Annotated in this window: 18 protein-coding genes; 13 read left to right on the top strand and 5 right to left on the bottom strand. The window is 44.0% G+C overall.

The window, feature by feature from the left end:
* Positions 1–13: 13 nt before the first annotated feature.
* Both B4E62_RS02265 and B4E62_RS02270 read right to left on the bottom strand, forming a co-directional pair.
* Complete coding sequence (locus tag B4E62_RS02265) at positions 14–1,273, bottom strand: DUF418 domain-containing protein (protein WP_331350888.1); 1,260 nt, start codon at positions 1,271–1,273, stop codon at positions 14–16.
* 126 nt (positions 1,274–1,399) lie between these two features.
* Entirely contained in the window at positions 1,400–2,254 is an 855-nt protein-coding gene (locus B4E62_RS02270) for an RluA family pseudouridine synthase (RefSeq protein ID WP_331350889.1), read from the bottom strand.
* Positions 2,255–2,283: 29 nt separating this feature from the next.
* Here B4E62_RS02270 and B4E62_RS02275 point away from each other — a divergent pair, with 29 nt between their 5' ends.
* The 5 genes from B4E62_RS02275 (at position 2,284) to B4E62_RS02295 (ending at position 8,050) form a co-directional block, all read left to right on the top strand.
* Entirely contained in the window at positions 2,284–2,817 is a 534-nt protein-coding gene (locus tag B4E62_RS02275; RefSeq protein ID WP_331350890.1) for a YaeQ family protein, read from the top strand.
* A 174-nt stretch (positions 2,818–2,991) separates the two neighbouring features.
* Positions 2,992–4,140, top strand: a complete 1,149-nt coding sequence (locus tag B4E62_RS02280; protein WP_331350891.1) for a tyrosine-type recombinase/integrase — start codon at positions 2,992–2,994, stop codon at positions 4,138–4,140.
* Positions 4,133–5,791 (top strand): phage integrase SAM-like domain-containing protein, encoded by a 1,659-nt coding sequence (locus B4E62_RS02285; RefSeq protein ID WP_331350892.1) that lies wholly within the window; start codon positions 4,133–4,135, stop codon positions 5,789–5,791. The genes B4E62_RS02280 and B4E62_RS02285 overlap by 8 nt, the downstream gene beginning before the upstream one ends.
* A gap of 2 nt (positions 5,792–5,793) precedes the next feature.
* On the top strand, positions 5,794–7,638 hold the full coding sequence (locus tag B4E62_RS02290) for a tyrosine-type recombinase/integrase (RefSeq protein ID WP_331350893.1): 1,845 nt from the start codon (positions 5,794–5,796) through the stop codon (positions 7,636–7,638).
* 1 nt (position 7,639) lies between these two features.
* Positions 7,640–8,050 carry a hypothetical protein gene (locus B4E62_RS02295; RefSeq protein ID WP_331350894.1) on the top strand — a complete coding sequence of 137 codons (411 nt, stop codon included), beginning with the start codon at positions 7,640–7,642 and terminating at the stop codon, positions 8,048–8,050.
* Between the two features lie 145 nt (positions 8,051–8,195).
* On the opposite strand, the gene B4E62_RS02300 is transcribed toward B4E62_RS02295, so the two are convergent.
* Both B4E62_RS02300 and B4E62_RS02305 read right to left on the bottom strand, forming a co-directional pair.
* Entirely contained in the window at positions 8,196–9,620 is a 1,425-nt protein-coding gene (locus B4E62_RS02300; RefSeq protein WP_331350895.1) for a DEAD/DEAH box helicase, read from the bottom strand.
* A gap of 3 nt (positions 9,621–9,623) precedes the next feature.
* Positions 9,624–10,166 carry a hypothetical protein gene (locus tag B4E62_RS02305; RefSeq protein WP_331350896.1) on the bottom strand — a complete coding sequence of 181 codons (543 nt, stop codon included), beginning with the start codon at positions 10,164–10,166 and terminating at the stop codon, positions 9,624–9,626.
* Between the two features lie 65 nt (positions 10,167–10,231).
* Between B4E62_RS02305 and B4E62_RS02310 the strand changes: the two genes are divergently transcribed.
* From B4E62_RS02310 to hemN, 5 genes are all read left to right on the top strand, one after another.
* The gene (locus tag B4E62_RS02310; RefSeq protein WP_331350897.1) at positions 10,232–10,495 is read left to right on the top strand and encodes a helix-turn-helix transcriptional regulator; all 264 of its coding nucleotides are present in this window, start codon (positions 10,232–10,234) and stop codon (positions 10,493–10,495) included.
* Between the two features lie 74 nt (positions 10,496–10,569).
* The gene (locus B4E62_RS02315; RefSeq protein ID WP_331350898.1) at positions 10,570–11,028 is read left to right on the top strand and encodes a hypothetical protein; all 459 of its coding nucleotides are present in this window, start codon (positions 10,570–10,572) and stop codon (positions 11,026–11,028) included.
* Between the two features lie 18 nt (positions 11,029–11,046).
* Positions 11,047–11,568: a helix-turn-helix domain-containing protein gene (locus B4E62_RS02320; RefSeq protein ID WP_331350899.1), complete on the top strand. Its 522-nt coding sequence runs from the start codon at positions 11,047–11,049 to the stop codon at positions 11,566–11,568.
* Between the two features lie 23 nt (positions 11,569–11,591).
* A complete protein-coding gene (locus B4E62_RS02325; protein WP_331350900.1) occupies positions 11,592–12,404 on the top strand; it encodes an abortive infection family protein in 813 nt (270 codons plus the stop codon).
* A 339-nt stretch (positions 12,405–12,743) separates the two neighbouring features.
* Positions 12,744–14,135, top strand: a complete 1,392-nt coding sequence (gene hemN / locus B4E62_RS02330) for an oxygen-independent coproporphyrinogen III oxidase (protein ID WP_331350901.1) — start codon at positions 12,744–12,746, stop codon at positions 14,133–14,135.
* A 76-nt stretch (positions 14,136–14,211) separates the two neighbouring features.
* Here hemN and B4E62_RS02335 read toward each other — a convergent pair whose 3' ends face one another.
* Positions 14,212–15,828 (bottom strand): antiporter, encoded by a 1,617-nt coding sequence (locus B4E62_RS02335; protein ID WP_331350902.1) that lies wholly within the window; start codon positions 15,826–15,828, stop codon positions 14,212–14,214.
* Between the two features lie 232 nt (positions 15,829–16,060).
* Between B4E62_RS02335 and narL the strand changes: the two genes are divergently transcribed.
* From narL to B4E62_RS02350, 3 genes are read left to right on the top strand one after another with little or no spacing between them, the layout of a single operon-like run.
* The gene (gene narL, locus B4E62_RS02340) at positions 16,061–16,705 is read left to right on the top strand and encodes a two-component system response regulator NarL (protein WP_007645575.1); all 645 of its coding nucleotides are present in this window, start codon (positions 16,061–16,063) and stop codon (positions 16,703–16,705) included.
* A gap of 19 nt (positions 16,706–16,724) precedes the next feature.
* Positions 16,725–17,981 carry a gephyrin-like molybdotransferase Glp gene (gene glp, locus B4E62_RS02345; protein WP_331350903.1) on the top strand — a complete coding sequence of 419 codons (1,257 nt, stop codon included), beginning with the start codon at positions 16,725–16,727 and terminating at the stop codon, positions 17,979–17,981.
* Positions 17,982–17,997: 16 nt separating this feature from the next.
* A complete protein-coding gene (locus B4E62_RS02350; protein ID WP_331350904.1) occupies positions 17,998–18,735 on the top strand; it encodes a sulfite exporter TauE/SafE family protein in 738 nt (245 codons plus the stop codon).
* Positions 18,736–18,756 lie beyond the last annotated feature (21 nt).

An 18,756-nucleotide genomic window follows, 5' to 3' on the forward strand; every position in this document is an offset into this window, starting at 1 on the left:
AATTGCTGAATTGTTAATTATTATTTAGCTTGATTTCAACTCTGCGGTTGTAGAACGGTTGCCATTTTAAATCTGTTGCTGAACGCCACAGCCATTCGATAGGTCCATAGCTGAAATATTTCAGCCACCAACGGCAGATCAAAATTTGTGTGGCGAAAATCGCTATGCATAACAGCGCATTCTGGCTGGGGCTAGTTAACGTAAATAAGCCAAGGCCGATGTTAAAGAATAAAAATACACCGATAACTGATTGGCTCAGGTAAACACTCAGTGCCATTTTTCCAACGCTGGCCAGAGGGCTTAATCGTGCTTCCCACTTAGGCTTTAGAATTAATAGGCTAATGCCGGTGATATAGATCAGTGTAAGGCTGGTGTTGAAAATTTCCAGAATAAACCCGCCTATCCATCCTGCAAATGGAGTATTTTGCATATCAATCTTTAATGCAAAAGTGGTTGCGCCGAAAGCTATTCCTACTAAAACGGTTATCAGTAAAATCCATCCACTTCTTTTCAAAACCTGCTTAAAGCGCGCCTGATGTTGATCTATATTAACGAACCACTGCATACGCCCAGCAAGCATGCCTAGTAAAAAGAATCCAAGCGTAATAAAACCGCGACCGCTATTAATCTGGTAGGTAAGCTTTTCCGTTACTGCATGGATGTTATGCTGGATCATTTGAGCAAAATTGCTGTTTTTAATGATTTCATAATATGCTGCACCTGCAGTTTTGTGATCTTCCTGAATCAACTGCAATTGATCGCGTAGTAGAATGGAAATTAGTTCAGCGCATTTAGTTGGGATATTTAATACTAATAACGAACCCACAATCAGCAAGGTTTTATTACTTAGGTTGCGAAAAAACAGTAGCAAAAACCCGAGCGGAACATAAATTGTTAAAATATCAGCGCGCCAAAAAATGTGGTGTAACGCACCTATAACACCCAATATGGCCAAGCGCCAGCCGAAACGTGTCAAGACTGGCTCATGGCGTTGGACAAGCCCTTGAATCTGGATGTGGAAACTCAAGCCAAATAAGAATGAAAAAATCGCAAAGAATTTACTAAGTATAAAAATCATGTAAGTCCCTATTGCGATTCCGCTCCCTAAATCTTTATAAAGTTGATAAGTCTCTTGAGGCAACGGACCGCCGGCGTACCAAAAAATCATATGCGCGTAGAGAATTCCAAACAGTGCGAAGCCACGCAGGACATCCAGAGTGACTATGCGATCCATTTTATGAATGGGATGGGGGGAGGGTACAGATGCTGTCATGGGAGATTCCTTGCGCCGACGATGGTAATTCGATCATGAAAATGACCGGTTATTCAATTTCGCATTGATAAGACTGGATGTTTTCCGGTTTTGGATTCACCAGCCTTTACTATTTTTAATCAATCGTTATTTGAGCTGCAATTCCTGCGGTAATTCTACAATTACCGGCTGTTTGGTATTGGGGCAAACAAACTCCAATCGATAAGCCAGCAATTGCAAACCCGAAGGGGATTTGGTGCCGTAAAGTTTGTCGCCCACAATCGGGTGGCCGATATTGGCAAGGTGTCGGCGGATTTGATGTTTGCGGCCGGTTTCGATATGCACATCCAGCAAGGTTTTATTGTTTTCCACGCGAATTTTTTTGATATGGGTAGTGGCGGATTTGCCATCCAACTCCTCATTCAGAGTGAGCCCTGTGGTGGGGACATCGCAATCATCCACTACCCACGCCTGATAAAATTTGCGCATATCGCGCGCTTGGAAGAGAGTGGATAATTTTGCTGCGCTTTGGCTATCGTGCGCGAGGATAATGAGCCCCATTGCATCAGCATCCAAGCGGTGTACTAAAAAACACTCGCGTTGCCGCTGCCCTTCATTAGGTTGGCCATTCACTTCAACCCACCGTAAAATGCTACAGTGGTCGCCCCATTGGGAACCCTGCGAGAGCATACCAGCGGGTTTGAACCAAATGCTGTAATTGCCCCCGTCATAAATCAGGTTGGCGCTTTCAGGTTTGCGTGCAAGCACCTGCTCATCGTAAAAAAACTGGATTTTAGAACCCTTGTACAACACTTTGGTGGCGCGACGTAAACGCAGTGTTTTGCCTTTGAGTGTCCACCAGACGGCGCCTTTATTCATCGCATCTTTAATGCGCTGCTTGGATAGCCCGGTGCCTTCGGCCAACAAATCCAATGCGGTTTGCTCGGCTTGGGTAACAGTGAATTCGAATTTTTGCGGTATTTCAAATGAAGTATCGGACATTATTTAGCTTTAAATAAGTGAGAAAAATTGTGGCAGTGAAGGCAACTATTTATAAGGCGAACCTGAGCTTGTCGGATATGGATCGCAATGTGTTTGGCAATTTCAACCTGACCGTCGCCCTCCATCCCTCTGAGACTGTTGAGCGCATGATGGTGCGTATTCTAGCCTTTTGTTATCGCGCTGCGGAAAATTTAACCTTTACTAAAGGCCTATCCTCCATGGAGGAGCCGGATTTATGGTTGAAGCACGATAACGGCACTATCCTTGAGTGGATTGAGGTAGGGCAGCCAGCACCGGATCGCTTGAAAAAAGCATCGGGCCAAGCGCAAGCGGTGAAAGTGTTTAGCTATGGCCGCGGTATGGATGTCTGGTGGAAGACCAACAGCGCTGCCATCCGTGCCTTGCCCAAAGTGAGCGTCCACCATTTTGCTGCTGATGAATTACAGGCCCTGACGGCATTGGCAGATAAAACGATGAACCTGACAGTCACAATTACCGAAACTATCGCCTATGTTTCCACAGCGACTGAGAATGTGGCGATTAGCTTGCGTGAGATGGAATAACCCCTATGAAAACTCCAGAAATGAATGCTCCCTTATTAGCGATTGTTGATATAACCCTCGATAACGCTCAGCAGTTTTTAATTGTTATCTAGGCATTTAACTGTAACCATTTGTTTACAGTTGTCCAATACAGCTTTATTCTCGGTCTTTCTTCAGTCGTAGGAGAGGTTGATTATGGAGTTGCTTTTCGCTAGCGATGAGTTTGAAATTCATGGCGTTTCCTACCCTGGATTTCCGCTTATATTTGATCGGCATATGGATTTGGTATGTGAAGCATTCGACTTCTTAGTTAAGTACTGTATAAAACGAGGGAGAGTCCAAAGCGCACATTCATGGAAGGCATATGGTCAAAGTATCTATGATTTTTTAAGTTTCCTTGAAGTTAATAATGAGTGGGATTGGAGAAATACCAATCTAAATCGTGACGACACGATACTGGTTTCTTACCGGGACTGGTCTTTAGGTACGCTGGGTTTAAAACCATCTACAGTAAATTTTCGCTTGCGGATTATTAATGCATTTTACCGCCATGCTTTACTTAAGGGGTGGATAAGCTCCCTTCCTTATCAGCTTGAACGTGTTGTTGTCAAACAAGCTAAAGGATTTCTGGTTCATACGAGTTCTAAAGGGAACTCAATGTTGTCCCCAGATGTGATGTTAAAATCTCATGGCGCTCGTATTCGAGTGTTGAATCTTGTTCAGATAAAACAATTCCTATCTGCGGTAAAAAATCCTACACAAAAGCTTATCGCTCGCTTGGCTGTTCAGGCAGGACTGAGGAAGGATGAGCTAGTTACTTTTCCGGTTAAATATATACGCTCGCCACGTTCGTTGACAGATGTGTCTAGTCATATCAGTGTGGAGTTAAATCCTGCTGATATGCACACCAAAGGAAGTAAGGCGCGTACCATACACGTCCCTCTCGGTTTAATGGCTGATTTATGGGAATATGTACTTCACGAAAGAAATAAGCTTGAAAAACAATCAGGCATGAAGCAAGCTCAATTGTTCCTAAATAGATTTGGCCATCCTTATGCGCATGGTGGTTTATCGCTTAATAAACTTTGGAATAATTTAGAGTTACCATTCAAAGTTTTCCCTCATATTTTGAGGCATTCCTATGCAACCCACACGCTAAGCGAATTGAGAAAGAAAAAAGATTGCGGGGTGGATCCACTTATGTATGTGCGTAATCGCCTTGGGCATTCCAGCATATTAACAACACAAAAATATTTACATTTTTTAGATGATATCGATGATGATTTAATGAATGATTTTCAAGCTGAGATAGATCGGTTTTCGATGGGATCTGCGGATGAATAAAAAGAATTTTACATCTGGAATAGTAAAGGATCTAGCGCTTGATGTGCCAAGCGTTTCAGGACAATCGAGCATATCTCCAATTAAAATTCTCCCTGCGGTAACTGTAGTCAAATTTCCTAAGCACACTCATTCTTCTCGGAAATTTGATTTTTCAATATATTATCGTACCGGATTTGATGAAATTGTCATCCGTACTCAGGAGGTTATAGAGCATCTTGTGAATGAAAGTGTTTCGACTCGCGGAGCCAGTTTAAGTATCGCTACAATTCAAGGCTACTGTGATGGTGGATTAGTATACTTTTTTCAATTTTGTAAAATTGTTGCATCATCTATAAAGCGAGAATTATATTTTAATGACATTGGCAGAGAATTTATAGAGCACTTTATAGTGTACCTAAGCCAATCTGGCCTCAAATCAACAAGCCAAAAAAATGCATATAGTAAAGTGAAGGCTTTACTGATGATAATCGGTAGGCAAGGTCTTATGGGGGCGGACTACTTTAACTATTTCCCCAGAAACCCATATCCCGGAAACCATAGAAAAGCGAAGGGGGAGAGTCCACTATCGACACAAGACATCAGTACCTTAACTAGGTGCCTAAAGAAAGAACTCGATCGAATATCAAAAGATACCGGTGAAATCAACTCGTATGATCTAACAATATGTATATTGGCGATAGCTATTCGTACAGGAATAAATAAAACCCCTCTCCTTGAATTGCAGGCCGACTGTATTCAACCACATCCATTGAAACATGATAGGCGTTTGCTTATAAGCTTCAAGCGCAGAGGGAAATCATTTCATTTTTCGGCATTGAGAAAAACACAAGATATAGCCGCGCTGCATACCGTAATGCTGGATACAATTTCTATTGTTGAGATGATTGTTGCGCGAAACGAAAGGGCGCGAGTCAAATCCAATACAAACAGACTCTTTGCATACACAGTATCCAAGCTTAAGCCCAAGACCAATTCTAGGCTCCGGTCCAGCAGCAAGGCTACATTTATCTCCTCATCTACGCTGGAGCGTTTGACCACAGAGGTCATTGAAAGGTGTAATTTAATAGACTCTGAGGGAAAATATCTGGTTGTTAATATCGGTAAATTGAGAAAAACCTTTATTAATAGAATATGGTCTCTATCAGGGCAGGATGCGATCTTAACAGCTGCTATGGGTGGGCATAGCATAAAGGTTTCAAATGATCATTATCTGGAGGCGCCTCCTGAAGCGGAAAGAAACTTTAATCTTCTAGGTGAGATTCGAGTAAAGGAATTGCTGGGCGACGAGGGAAGCGATGGCACTGAGCGTACACCAATTGCTCAGTGTGAGGATCCTAGATATGGTCATCGGGCTCCTAAAAATGGGAATTATTGCACGTCATTTTTATCTTGCTTTCAGTGTAAAAGTTTTGTGGTGACTGAAAATGACTTGTACCGGATATTCAGTTTATATTGGTTGCTAATCAAACAGAGATCTATTGTGGGGGCAAAACGATGGGGGCGCTATTATGCAAATATAGTTAAGATCATTGATAATGAAATAGCACCGAAATTCTCCAGCAAAAAAATTTCTGAAATACGTAAGTATGCTCACGATTCTCCGCATCCCTACTGGAGAAGCATCGATCTTCTAGAGTTGGAGGATAGCTAATTATGATAGAGTCTAATCAAGTCGATGTCAGCCATATGTATACGCGTTTATGGTTTGAAAAAAACGAGGAAGTTCCTCTGGAAAGTATAATTACCTCCCAGCGAACCATCGATGGAATGTACGTTACATTAAGTTGTTATGGTGATGATGTATGGTTTTTCCCTGATGTACTTTTCCCATCATCGATTGCTGAATGTAATAGAAAAATAGATTTCAATATCATAAAAAATAAAAAATTCATTCCCGCTTTGAAGCTGGCTATGATGCGCTACTACTATCTAGGGCGGCCGGGTTATAAGCGGCCGAGAGGAACCAGCTTGATTAAGGTGTTTCGTCACTGTGCGGTATTTCTTAACTATCTAGCAGAAAAAAATATACTTGAATTAAGTGAGGTATCCGCATTTGTTGGGGTTCAGTACGCAGAGCACTCTAGAATGCAACCTGGTTTGAAAGCAGAGCGCAACACCCCGGTTTCAGTATCTCAAAGATTGATTGCGGTAGAGTCACTATACGAACTTCTTTTAAATAGTAGATACGCTTTCAGTCACCCTTGGCCAGATGCCACTACGGGGCAACTCGCTGGGCCACCCCCTGTTCCAGGAGGGAAAACCCTAATAATTCCTGATGAGCATCTTCGGGTGCTAATGAAAAAATCAACTTCACTTTTATCAAATTCAGATGATATTTTATTAAATATGAATCGATTGTCCTGGTGGGTTGAGAAAAAATATAGTCAGGAAATCATTGACCATTTGTTAAGTTTATGTGGTTATCATGGTGGGGCCAAAGGCTTAAATGAAGAGATTTTTCACTTACGATCGGCTTGTGCTTTAATAATTTTAATTACGACCGGCATTCGGGCTCATGAGATATTGAGCTTGGAAGTTGGTTGTTGTTTCAGCACTACGGATGAGGATGGAACTAAATACTGTTGGATTAGAGGTGTGTCTACCAAGACTGGAGTAGGAGCTACCGAGTGGCTATGCCCAGCGATTTGTCATCAGGCGGTTATTGTGTTGGAAAAAATTTCCAAGCCATTAAGGAATATGTTGTCGGAAAATGTGATGTCTAGCCAAGTCGATATTTCACCGTTGAAGGCATCAAAAAATTATCAAAATAAAAACAAACTATTTCTATTGAAACCTTTAAACAAAAAAATATCTATAAGGCCTCTAAATTTTCCAACATTTCAGGCGGAGCTAAAAAAATTTGTTTTGCATTGTGGTGTGCAGTGGAATTTTTCTACCCATCAGTGCAGGCGGACATTCGCTGTATATGTTGTGAAAAATGCTTTAGGTGATCTACGTTATCTTAGAGATCATTTTAAACATTGGTCTATTGATATGACTGCGATGTATGCTGAAAATGAGCTGCAAGATAAAGAGCTTTTTGGTGAAATTTATGTCGCTGCTTGCGATGAGAAATATAAGAAAATACGTCATTGGTTAGATCCAGATACTCCACTTTCTGGTGGTATGGCGCAAACTATAAAGGTATTTCGTAGTAAAGGTGAATCAATTAGATATTATAAAAATCACTCGGAAATGGTCCAAAATGTGTCTGAGAGTATTTATCTGCGTGCCACTGGGGTGGCTTGGTGTACTGCCGATCTTGGAGGGTGTGATGGGGGTAAAGCATTTGATAATACGAAATGCGGAGACTGTAGGCATTCCGTTATCGATGATAGATTTCTACCTCGGTGGAATGCAATTTACAATCAGCAGCTTGAGTTAATCCAATTAGAGGACATTGGTATCGCTGGAAAGGATTTGGCGCATCGCGCATTGGATCGTTGTAAAAAAGTATTGACTGAGTTAGGTGCTCCCTTAGAGGTGTTTGAGGCGTAAAATGACCGTACCCGCATCTGAAGTTACTAGAAAAATTATCCGTCAAGCATATATCAGAATTTTAAATGGTCGACCCAAAATCGTAGATAAAGGGCGCCGCATCAGTATCGCATCGGTGGCCGAAGAGTCGGGGCTGAGTCGTGCAACAATTCATAAGTATTATCCTGATATGGTAGATAAAATAAGAACCGCTTCAGGAAAGGCTTATCTTGATGTAAATGATCAAAAAATTTCACAACTTAAGGTGGAGCAAATTAAAAATAAAGAGCTTCGTGCTGAGCTGGGTGCGCTGAAGAAAAACTTGGAGGTTTTAGGGTCAAAATATGCTGCATTGCTCCTTAAATACGAGGAGGTTCAGGCAATTATAAATGGAAATAATGTAAGCATTTTCAATGTTAATGTTAGGAATTAGTCTGCGTAAATCATCGTTATCCGAAATCACTAGAATTATATTGGTTTACGATTTTTTTACATGAAAAAGTCTGATTTAATTATCAATACTGTTCTTGGATAGAGTGCGGTCGATCACTAAATGATGAATCTCTTGATTCAAGTGTTTATAAGGGGCTTCTGGATTCGCGCGTATAAAGTCGATGTAATTGCAGCAACTCCTGGCGAAACCGACCAAATACGTTGATGGTGGTGTCATAGGATTGTGCCAACATTGAAATATGAGTGGGTGGCAGATCGTCCGTGTCAGGTTGCGATTCGACCACAGGCATATTTTCAAAAATAATTTCCGTAATTTCTTCAAATTGTTGCGGTTCTTGTAGTTTGATCGCTAGCGGCTTGTCACCGTCGCTATTCGGCATGGTCTCGCGTCGTATGGTCGCAGACTCTGGTATTTCCTCCGCTACACGATTCGCGTATTCCACCAAATTGGGTTCAGCCGGTAGATACAAATAACTTTCACCGGGAATATCTCCCATTCGTAAAACACGCCCCAATACTTGCCGAAAATGCAATTCAGTTTTGACGCGGGTCAGGTGACAGCACACGCGCAAACGTGGAATGTTTGTGCCTTCGCTTACCATCCCTACAGAAATAATCCAGGGCTGGGTGCTGTTTCTAAAGGTATGGATATTTCCGTGGGCGTCCTCATCCATATATGTAGCAACACAGGCGCGTTGGCCCAAGTAGCGCTCCAGTAATGCCGCAATTTTATAGGCATGATCTACCGATGCTGCCACGATAAGGCCACCAGCATTCTGATGCTGCTTGCGAATTTGCATCAACTTTTTAGACGATTGTTTTAACAGATACACAATCAGTGCATCGTTATCAATTAGTTGTTGGTAGGAGCAATCCGATAGTTTGAGTAACTCGGCGAAAGATGAGTATCTCTCAGTGGTATTACCGCATCTCACGATGATGCGGTCATTGTCCACCAGCGCGATGCTAGGTGCCCGACACACATTTTCTTGGATAGCCTGCGCCATTCCATACACAAAATCACAGCGGATTTTGTTGTGTTGGCAGTAACTGGATAAGGCGATGGGTATTCGGTCGGAGCGCCAAGGTGTGCCGGTTAAAGCAATGGTATAAGTAGCGCGCCCCTGGATATGTTGGATGATGGTTTGACCCCATGCATTGGCATTCTCAAGGTTGTCTCCGGCGCAGTGATGGATCTCATCAAAAATTACCAAAACGCGATGGGTTTGAAAAAGTGCCCAAAAAGCGTCTTCCAAACTCAGCATCGATTGATATGTAAAGGACTGGCCCTTTGACCCAAGACGACCATCCATCCGGCAATGGATATGGGTTTCAAGCGCTTGTTGAAAATCTGATGACACAATAATGGAGGGGGAAAAGCATAGTACTAGGTCGATCATTCCCAACTGAAAAAGTTGTTGAGCCAATGTCGCCGCCATGACTGTCTTGCCAGCACCGGGTGTGGCGAGGCACAGGAAGTGATTATCTTCATTCCTGAATTTCACCAGAGCCTGTTCAACGCACCTGGATTGCCAGCGCCTCAACTTCATGCGCTAAACCTTTTCCCTTGCCAATAGGCTTTCCAGAGCTTTCACACGTCCAAGCAACTTGGAGCATTTGTCGCGGGACTGGTTATAAAGGGGCTGCACATCATCCCTTAAATCGGGCATTTCACTGCAAATTGCATCATATTCCTCGGTTTCACCCATCGCAGACAGCATTTCCAATTTATGCTGATTCAACCGTTCTTGCAGGTTTTGGCGCGGGTTATTTTTTGAGGTTGGAGCTTTGATTGGTGGTGCTTCTGGAGTGGACACAGTAGGTGTAAGTACTGATGGTTTAGATGATTTAGTAAAAAACTGGGGGGTTAACCGATACAAGGGCCAGCCACCCTCCACGACAACACGAGTCAGATTCCCATTATCGATAAGGCGCAGCATATTGCGATAAACGAACTGGCGAGCCGCCTTTTTGGAGCTATGAAGGCATGCCGGATCGTTTAAATAGGCTTCCGTGAGATCGTGTACGGTGAACTCGCGGTTTACCAGAGTTGATAGTGCCGAGAGCAGTCCGGACTTAACGGTGAGAGATTTCATGATAGAGATTGACGCCTCATGTCTCGAATTTCGCGCCATTCTATCCTGTCTCTATCATCGAGACAATGAAATCATCTCCGTACTCACCTCACTACGAAAAGCTTCGTCTCTGGCTAAAAAAGCAACGGGAGGCAAGTGGTTTGACACTCCGCGAGGCCTCGCTCGCAATGGGGCGACATCATTCTGTGCTAGGCAAGATGGAGCAGGATCGACGGAAAATTGAAGTGCTTGAGTTTGTGAGGTACTGCCAGGTACTGGGTGTCGATCCCCATGAGGGTTTGGAGATCCTTGTTCACTCTCTTCAAGACGAGCACGATGCATCGCAATAAAAATAGCCGCATCCATCTCCACGCCAAATGATCTACACTGGCTTCTCCTGAGTAACTTCCTTTTATTGTGCGACATGGATTTACGACCATCGGTTGTCCTATTTCGAAAAGCAATCCTGAAAGCAAAAGTGGATGGATTCCAATTTGATTCACTGGATTCTTTCCCAGTTAATTGCTGCGAGTTTTCCTCGTATTTATTGGCAAAATTTCTGATTGAAAAAATTGGCTTATCATCCCTGAAAATAGTCACGGGCGAAAATCGACATAAAAAATCCCAGCGGCATATTTGGATAAAGTTTGATGATACTGACATTGATATTACCGCCAACCAATTTTCATCGACAGATAGAACGGTCATTGTTGAAGCGCATAGTCAGTGGCATCAACGATTTGAAATAATTAAAGTTGAAAACCCCAGTCCGAAGTTGACACAGCTCAACAAAGAAGCCAAATTCGCATTGCTATATGATTACAAAAAAATCCTTAGCTGCCTCGCCTATAACGATGATTCAGTTCGAACGATTCAAAAATAATTGCGCAATGGAGAAGATATGATTTCCGATATGACCAAAGCAAATATTCTGATTGCGATAGCAGAAGGCCAGTCGGTCTCTGAAGCCGCGAAGCCCTATGGACTTAGCTATGCCCAAGCGAGGGGTGCGTTATCTCGATTTTGCCCGCAGTTGAAATTACGCTGGAATCTTGAAGAAGTCCGGGCCAATCCAAAGAAATATATTGACGCAGCACTAGCGATAGTTGCCTCACCTAAAAATGCGCTCCGTAGGGTATTGCGGGATGATTTGGTATTTCAGTTGAAGTTACGGTCACCCAATGAACTTACGCCGCAGTATGTCTCTAACATTGCCGCAGAAACCTTGCTTTCACATGGTGTTACCGAAACCGGACTTGTAGAAATACAAGAGTGGTTGCTTGCCAATGGATTGTCGTGCAAGCGCAAATTGCCGGAAACGGATGAATATATGCGGGTGGTTCAAAAAGCCATTATATTACTGGATGCCTTCGGATTGGATGTCTCCCACCCTAAAGCACAACTGAAAAATATTGATGAATAGTAAAAGAAATTTGGGAGAAGTTTATGGCGCATATGATACCTAACTCAGTTATTGGTGCTGTGTCTTCAGTGCTTGCTGAGTACTATCAGAGTCATTCCAAATTAAATGTGTTGCTCATGAGTGCAGGCGCACCCGGTGAGCCACCGGAAGGCAATCTGGAAACAAAGTGCAGTGCATGGCTTAAACGTTGCAATGAAGACGAATCGCTAAATCCGCTCGCTGTTCTCGGATTGATCATCCAGAAATTTATGGATTTAAACCCAGTCAACTCCCAAATTGCTGAAGGTCAACAACGAATTGCGGAAAGTCTTGCCAGAAATCAGTTGAGTTATCAGTTAAATGGTTTCATTACCTTTGCTGGAGCAAGCCTTGCTACAAAGTCGCTAGCGGATTTTTTTAAGGCTGGTGATTTTGCATCTGTTGAAGCTGAATTTAATCGCGCGGTATCCCAATTAGATGGTGATCCCCATGCAGCGATTACTGCTGCAAGCTCCATCATTGAGGCCTTGTGTAAAACCTACATCGAAACCTTCACTCTGGAAATGCCTGCCAAACAATCTATTGCCCCTCTATGGAAAGTCGTTCAGGGCCATTTGGGATTAAGCATCGATCCCACACTGGAAGATGACCAGAAAAAAATTCTTCAGGGATTGTCATCCATCATTGACGGCATTGGGGCTTACCGAACCCATATAGGCTCAGCTCATGGCCGAGGCTTAGAGCCTCCAACCATTGCGGTGATGGAGGCACGTCTTGCTGTGAATGCATCGCATACTCTGGTGACATTTTTAATGGAGCGCTGGCATAGCCGCTTGAATCAAAACTATACCCGCTGAATTCGCATGACATGCAAGATGGCCAGCAATCATTACCATTATTGGCAGTAATTGCACGGGCTAAGCCAAAAGATGGCGCAATCTTCCGTGTGTCTCAGTAGATCTTGCTTTGTTGTTTGGCCAACCTCCAGGTTTGACTTCCCGGGCTCTAGTTGACAATCCCAAGCTACTTTCAAAATAAAAGTGGTTCGGACCAAATAAAATTTTAATGCATCAAATTATCCGGCGTGCCCAATAAATTGATACATGTCAATCGCTTCTTTTACAAAAAGCGTATGCTAAAAAGCTATTTCTCACAAATGGCTCTGCACTAGAGTTACCAGATATCAAGGTTGTTTTATGGCTTATTTTCAAGCTCCACTTGAATGGAATTCGGAACTTATTAAGCAATATGACTTAACCGGGCCGCGTTATACGTCATATCCTACTGCGCCACAATTTAATGAAAGTTTCTCTGACGCTAATTTTAAAGCAGCGGTCGAGAGGAGTAACGCGAGCGGAAGGCCGCTGTCGCTTTATTTTCATATTCCTTTTTGCGATACCCTTTGCTTTTATTGTGGATGCAACAAAGTAGTTACTAACAATAAAGGCCGTGCGCAACCTTATTTGGAGCGTATGGAGCGGGAAATGGCGATGCAGTCAGAGTTATTTGATTCCGCGCGACTTGTAACTCAATTACATTGGGGTGGTGGTACCCCCACTTTTATCAGTGATGATGAAATGTCTTGGCTGATGGCTGCGACACGCAAGCACTTTACATTGCTGGATGATGACGCAGGTGAGTACTCTATAGAGATTCATCCAGGGCGCGTATCGACTAACACTATGGGGCATTTGCGTAAACTTGGTTTTAACCGAGTCAGTATGGGTGTGCAGGATTTTGATTCCCAGGTTCAAAAAGCAGTAAATCGTTATAACAGTGTTGAAGATGTAAGCGCCTTGGTAAAGGCACTACGCCAACAAGACTATCGCTCGATCAGTATGGATTTAATTTATGGCCTGCCAATGCAAACTTTGAGCAGTGTCGGTGAAACATTAAATAGAGTGATAGAACTTTCCCCCGACCGCTTGTCATTATTTAATTATGCCCATATGCCGCATCTTTTTAAGAGCCAGGAATTGATTAACGAGCGTGATCTTCCCTCAGCAGAGCAAAAACTTGAACTTTTGTATATGGCGATAGATCGTTTGCAGGGCGCTGGGTATATTTATGTTGGCATGGATCATTTCGCTAAACCGGATGATAGTTTGGTACAAGCACAAAGAGCAGGAAAGTTACAACGAAATTTTCAGGGCTACTCCACTCATGGCGATTGCGATTTGCTCTCTTTTGGGGCTTCTGCGATTAGCGCATTCGGCAATGTCTTTATACAAAATGCTAAGCGCGTTGAGCATTATCAAAAATCTATTGACTCAGGTGCAATCCCTTTTATTAAAGGTATTGAATTAACCAGCGAAGATCTTTTGCGGCAGTTTGTAATTAATCAGTTAATTTGTCATTTCCATTTGAATTTTGCTTCTGTTGATAGTGCATTTTGTCTGGATTCACGCAGTCATTTCGCTAAAGAATTATTGCAGTTGAAGCCAATGGTTGATGATGGGTTGCTCACGATTAACGAGGAGGGAATTGAAGTTCTCAATGCTGGACGGTTGCTTATTCGTAGAATTTGCATGGTATTTGATGAGTACCTTAACAACGCATCAACAATTCGTTACTCCAAGGTAATTTAATCGGTAATTTTTTTGGGTAGAGTTTGAGCAGGTGATGCAATCGTGATGGCATCACCTGCTCAAGGTTGTAAAGTTTTCAGGGATTATAAAATTCGCCCTGTTTGCGTAAATAAAACCACCAATTTAATAAAACACAAACTAAATAAAACACCGCAAAACCCAGCATTGCATATTCCGGTGTGGCGGCTTTAATTTGCTCGCCAAATACCTGCGGAATATAAAACGCCCCATAACCCGCTACCGCAGAGGTCCAGCCCAGCGCTGGGCCCGCTTGCTCTTTAGGAAAAATATTGGCGATGGAGCAGAAGGTTGAACCATTACCCATACCACTTGCGGCAAACAATCCCAAGAACACTAAAAAAAAGGGCGCAAAATACTGCTCAGGGCTGGCGGATTGATAGGCCATGTGCATGTAATAAGCCGCAACTATCGACAAAATAACCATGGCAATCGCACACATTTGTGTGACCAGTGCACCACCAAATTTGTCAGATACCCAGCCACCTACCGGTCGAATGAGTGCACCAATAAAGGGGGCGATCCACGCGTAAGTCAGAGCGCTTGGGCCATTCGGGTTAAGGGTGTTATGGGTCATCACCCCATCGACAGGTACATGGCTAAAACCAAAAATAACCTGAATAGAGAGAGGGAAGGCCGCTGAAAAACCAATAAATGAGCCAAAGGTCATCACATACAACACACTCATTACCCAAGTGTGTTTGTTGTTAAAAATTTTGTACTGACGATCAAGGCTGGTGCGAATAGTTCCGGGCAGCGCTTTGAGTAACATCACTGTAGCAAATAACACCAACACCAGTACCAGCTCTTTGGGAATGCCAAACCCGGAACCATTGACACTGGCAGGCATAATTAGCCACAGCCCCAGAGCTGAGGTGGCGAAGCCAATTAGCATCATTGCGATAATGATCGCAAAAGAGCGCGGTGCTCCGCCTGCCAGATTGGGAGTAACCTCGGCGGTGTTAATGTTGTTCATGCCAAACCAAATCGCAAAAGCGAGTGGGATGAGTAGCAGTAACCAGACAAACCCCGCATTTTGAATCCAGGTTTCGGTACCTGCAGGAATAGCACCGATTAAGGTACCGCTTGCAGATTTCAACACCATTGGGTCGCCACCCAATGCGCCAAAGGCGCCAAAGGTCATAAACAGCGGTACCAGAATTTGCATGCTGGTCACACCGAAATTACCTAGCCCGGCATTTAGGCCAAGCGCTAATCCTTGTTGCTTGCGAGGATAAAAAAAGCTGATGTTGGACATAGACGCGGCGAAATTACCTCCGCCAATTCCAGAGAGCAGCGCCATTAATTGGAACACCCAAAACGGCGTGTTTTGATCCTGCAAAGCCAGGCCAGTTCCAATTGCAGGTAGCATCAATAAACTGGTGGTTAAAAAAATGGTGTAGCGGCCACCACACAAGCGAATAAAAAAACTCGCTGGAATACGGAGGGTCGCTCCGGTTAAACCGGCAATCGCGGCGAGGCTGAATAAATCGCCGGCCTGATAGGGAAAGCCAAGATTCAGCATTTGCACGGTAATAATGCTCCACTGCATCCACACGGCAAAGCCACAGAGTAAGCTTGGAATTGAGATCCACAAATTGCAATTGGCAATTGCTCTCCCGCGTGAATCCCAGAACGTTTGCTGTTCCGGTTCCCATTGTTTTAGGTCAGACATGTGAAGCCCTCGGTCAAAAAAGTTGTTTTCGCGCAAGGATCACTATGGCTCTGCGCAGATATGGAAACTATTCAACCTCAGTGTTAAGTTGCGGTATTAGAGGTGTTAGCTTGCCTACCCAATAGGGGTAGGTGTAGTTGATCTATCTACCCACAAATGGGCATGTGCTGCCCTTAGGTTCTGCAAGCAGTTAAACTGCAGATAATGATGTATTGGTATTGAGGAGAGTCTTGTGACAGAAACGGCCGCGAGCATTATGTTGGTGGACGATCACCCTTTATTGCGTAAAGGGTTGCGTCAACTTTTAACACTGTCGGGCGAGATGGAAGTAGTAGCCGAAGCGAGCAATGGCAAAGATGCGATTAAATTGGCGAGTGAACTTGACCCTGATTTAATTCTGTTGGATTTGAATATGCAGGGCATGGATGGTTTGGAAACGCTACGCCATTTGCGCGATGAAGGTGTCACCTCGCGCATCGTGATGCTCACTGTGTCCGATGCCGATGAGGATGTGCTCAGTGCAATTTCAGCGGGGGCAGATGGCTATTTACTAAAAGACATGGAACCGGAAGATATGCTGGTGCAAATCGAACGCGCCTTGTCCGGCAAAATGGTGTTGAGTGAAGCTGTCACGCAGGTACTGGCCACCGCCATTCGCAATCCCACCACAAAAGGTGCTGTGGGTAGCGACAGTCTTACCCAGCGTGAATTGGAAATTCTGAAATTAATTGCCAAGGGTATGAGCAATAAAGTCATTGCCCGTGAATTGGATATTTCAGACGGTACAGTCAAAGTGCATGTTAAACATTTGCTGAAAAAATTGCATTTGCGCTCACGCGTAGAAGCAGCGGTGTGGATGATTAATCAACAAAATTAATGTTCAGTAGAGTATGTTTATGGATTGTTGTTCACAGCCTGGTTTGTTATCAGTACATGACGCGTTGTTGCGTATGCACCAACAATTAATTCCAGTACAGGAAACTGAATGGGTTGATTTGGCGCTTGCATTAGACCGCATTCTCGCAGAGTCAGTGTTGGCCAGTATTAATGTTCCTGCCAGCGATAATTCCGCGATGGATGGCTATGCGCTGCGTACGTGTGATGCACAAACTGAAGGTGCTGTGTTTGATGTGATTGGTCAGTCTTTGGCTGGGCACCCCTTTCGTTTTGCAGAGCGAGAGGACGCTCAGCCAGCGCTCGGTAAAATGCAAGTTGTGCGCATTATGACCGGTGCGATGATTCCGGCTGGTGCCGATGCCGTGGTGATGCAAGAAAATGTTACGCGTACTGCTCAAACACTGCACCTGAACAAACTTGTGGTGCAAGGCGAAAATATTCGTCGCGCCGGTGACGATATAAAAAAAGACAGTGAAGTTCTGAGTAAAGGTCATCGTATTAGTGCGCTGGATATTGGTTTGTTTGCATCGCTGGGGATTGCGCGCATCAAGGTTTGGCGGAAGTTGCGTATCGCTGTGTTATCTACGGGCGACGAGTTGTTGTCACTTGGCAGTGCGCACGACGAGGATAAAATTTATGACAGCAATCGCCCTTTGCTATGCGCACTCTTGCAACGATTAAACGTCGAAATAAAAGATATCGGTATTATCGCCGATGATCTGCTGGCTCTTCGCGCAGCGTTTATGCACGCTGCACAATGGGCTGATGTCGTCATTTCTACCGGTGGGGTCTCTGTGGGTGATGCGGACTACACCAAAACAATATTGGAAGAGTTAGGCCAAATTGACTTCTGGAAAGTCGCGATGAAGCCGGGAAAACCTTTTGCATTTGGTCGTTTAGGGGCAGGTTGGTTCTTTGGGTTGCCGGGCAATCCTGTTTCAACAGCGGTCACTTATCATCAGCTTGTTGTGCCAGCGGTGCGATATCTAGCGGGTGAGAAATTGGTTGAATCAGTGCAGCTGAATGCTATCGCAAAACAATCCTTTAAAAAGCATCCTGGGCGAATGGATTTTCAGCGTGGAATTTTAGCGAGTGAGCAAGGTGTGAATACTGTCGTTAGCGCCGGTTCGCAAAGCTCTGGCGTGTTAAGCAGTATGGCAAAGGCTAATTGTTATATTCGCCTGGAGGCAGAGCGGGGGACAGTACTGCCAGGTGAAACGGTCACCGTTATCCCTTTCGATAGCTTTATTCGCTAATTAGGGTGAGGTTTTTTTGGATTTACTATCGCTGTTAATTGCTTGCGGTATTTTTTTTGCGGCCGTTTTGTATTCTTCAGTGGGGCACGCGGGTGCCTCTGGCTATATTGCAATTATGGCGCTTGCGGGGCTCGCCCCGGAAAGTTTGAAACCGGCCGCACTTGCGTTAAATATTTTAGTCGCCACTATCGCCAGTACTAAATATATTCGTACCAATGCATTTTCCTGGTCGCTGCTGTGGCCATTAATTATCACCTCTATTCCCTGCGCTTATCTCGGCGGCGCACTAACGCTTCCAGGTGATTATTACAAACCTATTCTGGGTGCTTTATTAATTTATGCGGCATTCCATTCATTTTTAACTGCTAAAAAATCGCCCACACAAACAATACAGGCACCAAAAAAATGGTTGTTAATATGTGCGGGGTTAATGATTGGGTTCTTGTCGGGGTTAGTCGGTGTCGGCGGGGGAATTTTCCTGAGCCCTCTATTGCTATTTCTGCGTTGGGGTGAAACTCGCATAATCTCGGGTGTAGCCGCAGTATTTATTTTGGTAAATTCCGTAGCAGGCTTGCTAGGTGTCATGTTAATGCATCCGGTATTACCAGAGGGCATTGGCTATTGGGCAGTTGCCGCCATATTAGGTGGCTGGTTGGGTGCGGAATTCGGCAGCAAACGTTTTAGTGCTACCGTTATTCGCCAAGTGATGGCGTTGGTATTGTTGGTTGCCGGAGGAAAGATGTTTTTAGGGTGAGGCTGACTTTTTGCAGCTAAC

The sequence above is a fragment of the Cellvibrio sp. UBA7671 genome (genome assembly GCA_002483145.1).
In the GTDB taxonomy this organism is placed as follows: Bacteria; Pseudomonadota; Gammaproteobacteria; order Pseudomonadales; family Cellvibrionaceae; genus Cellvibrio; species Cellvibrio fibrivorans.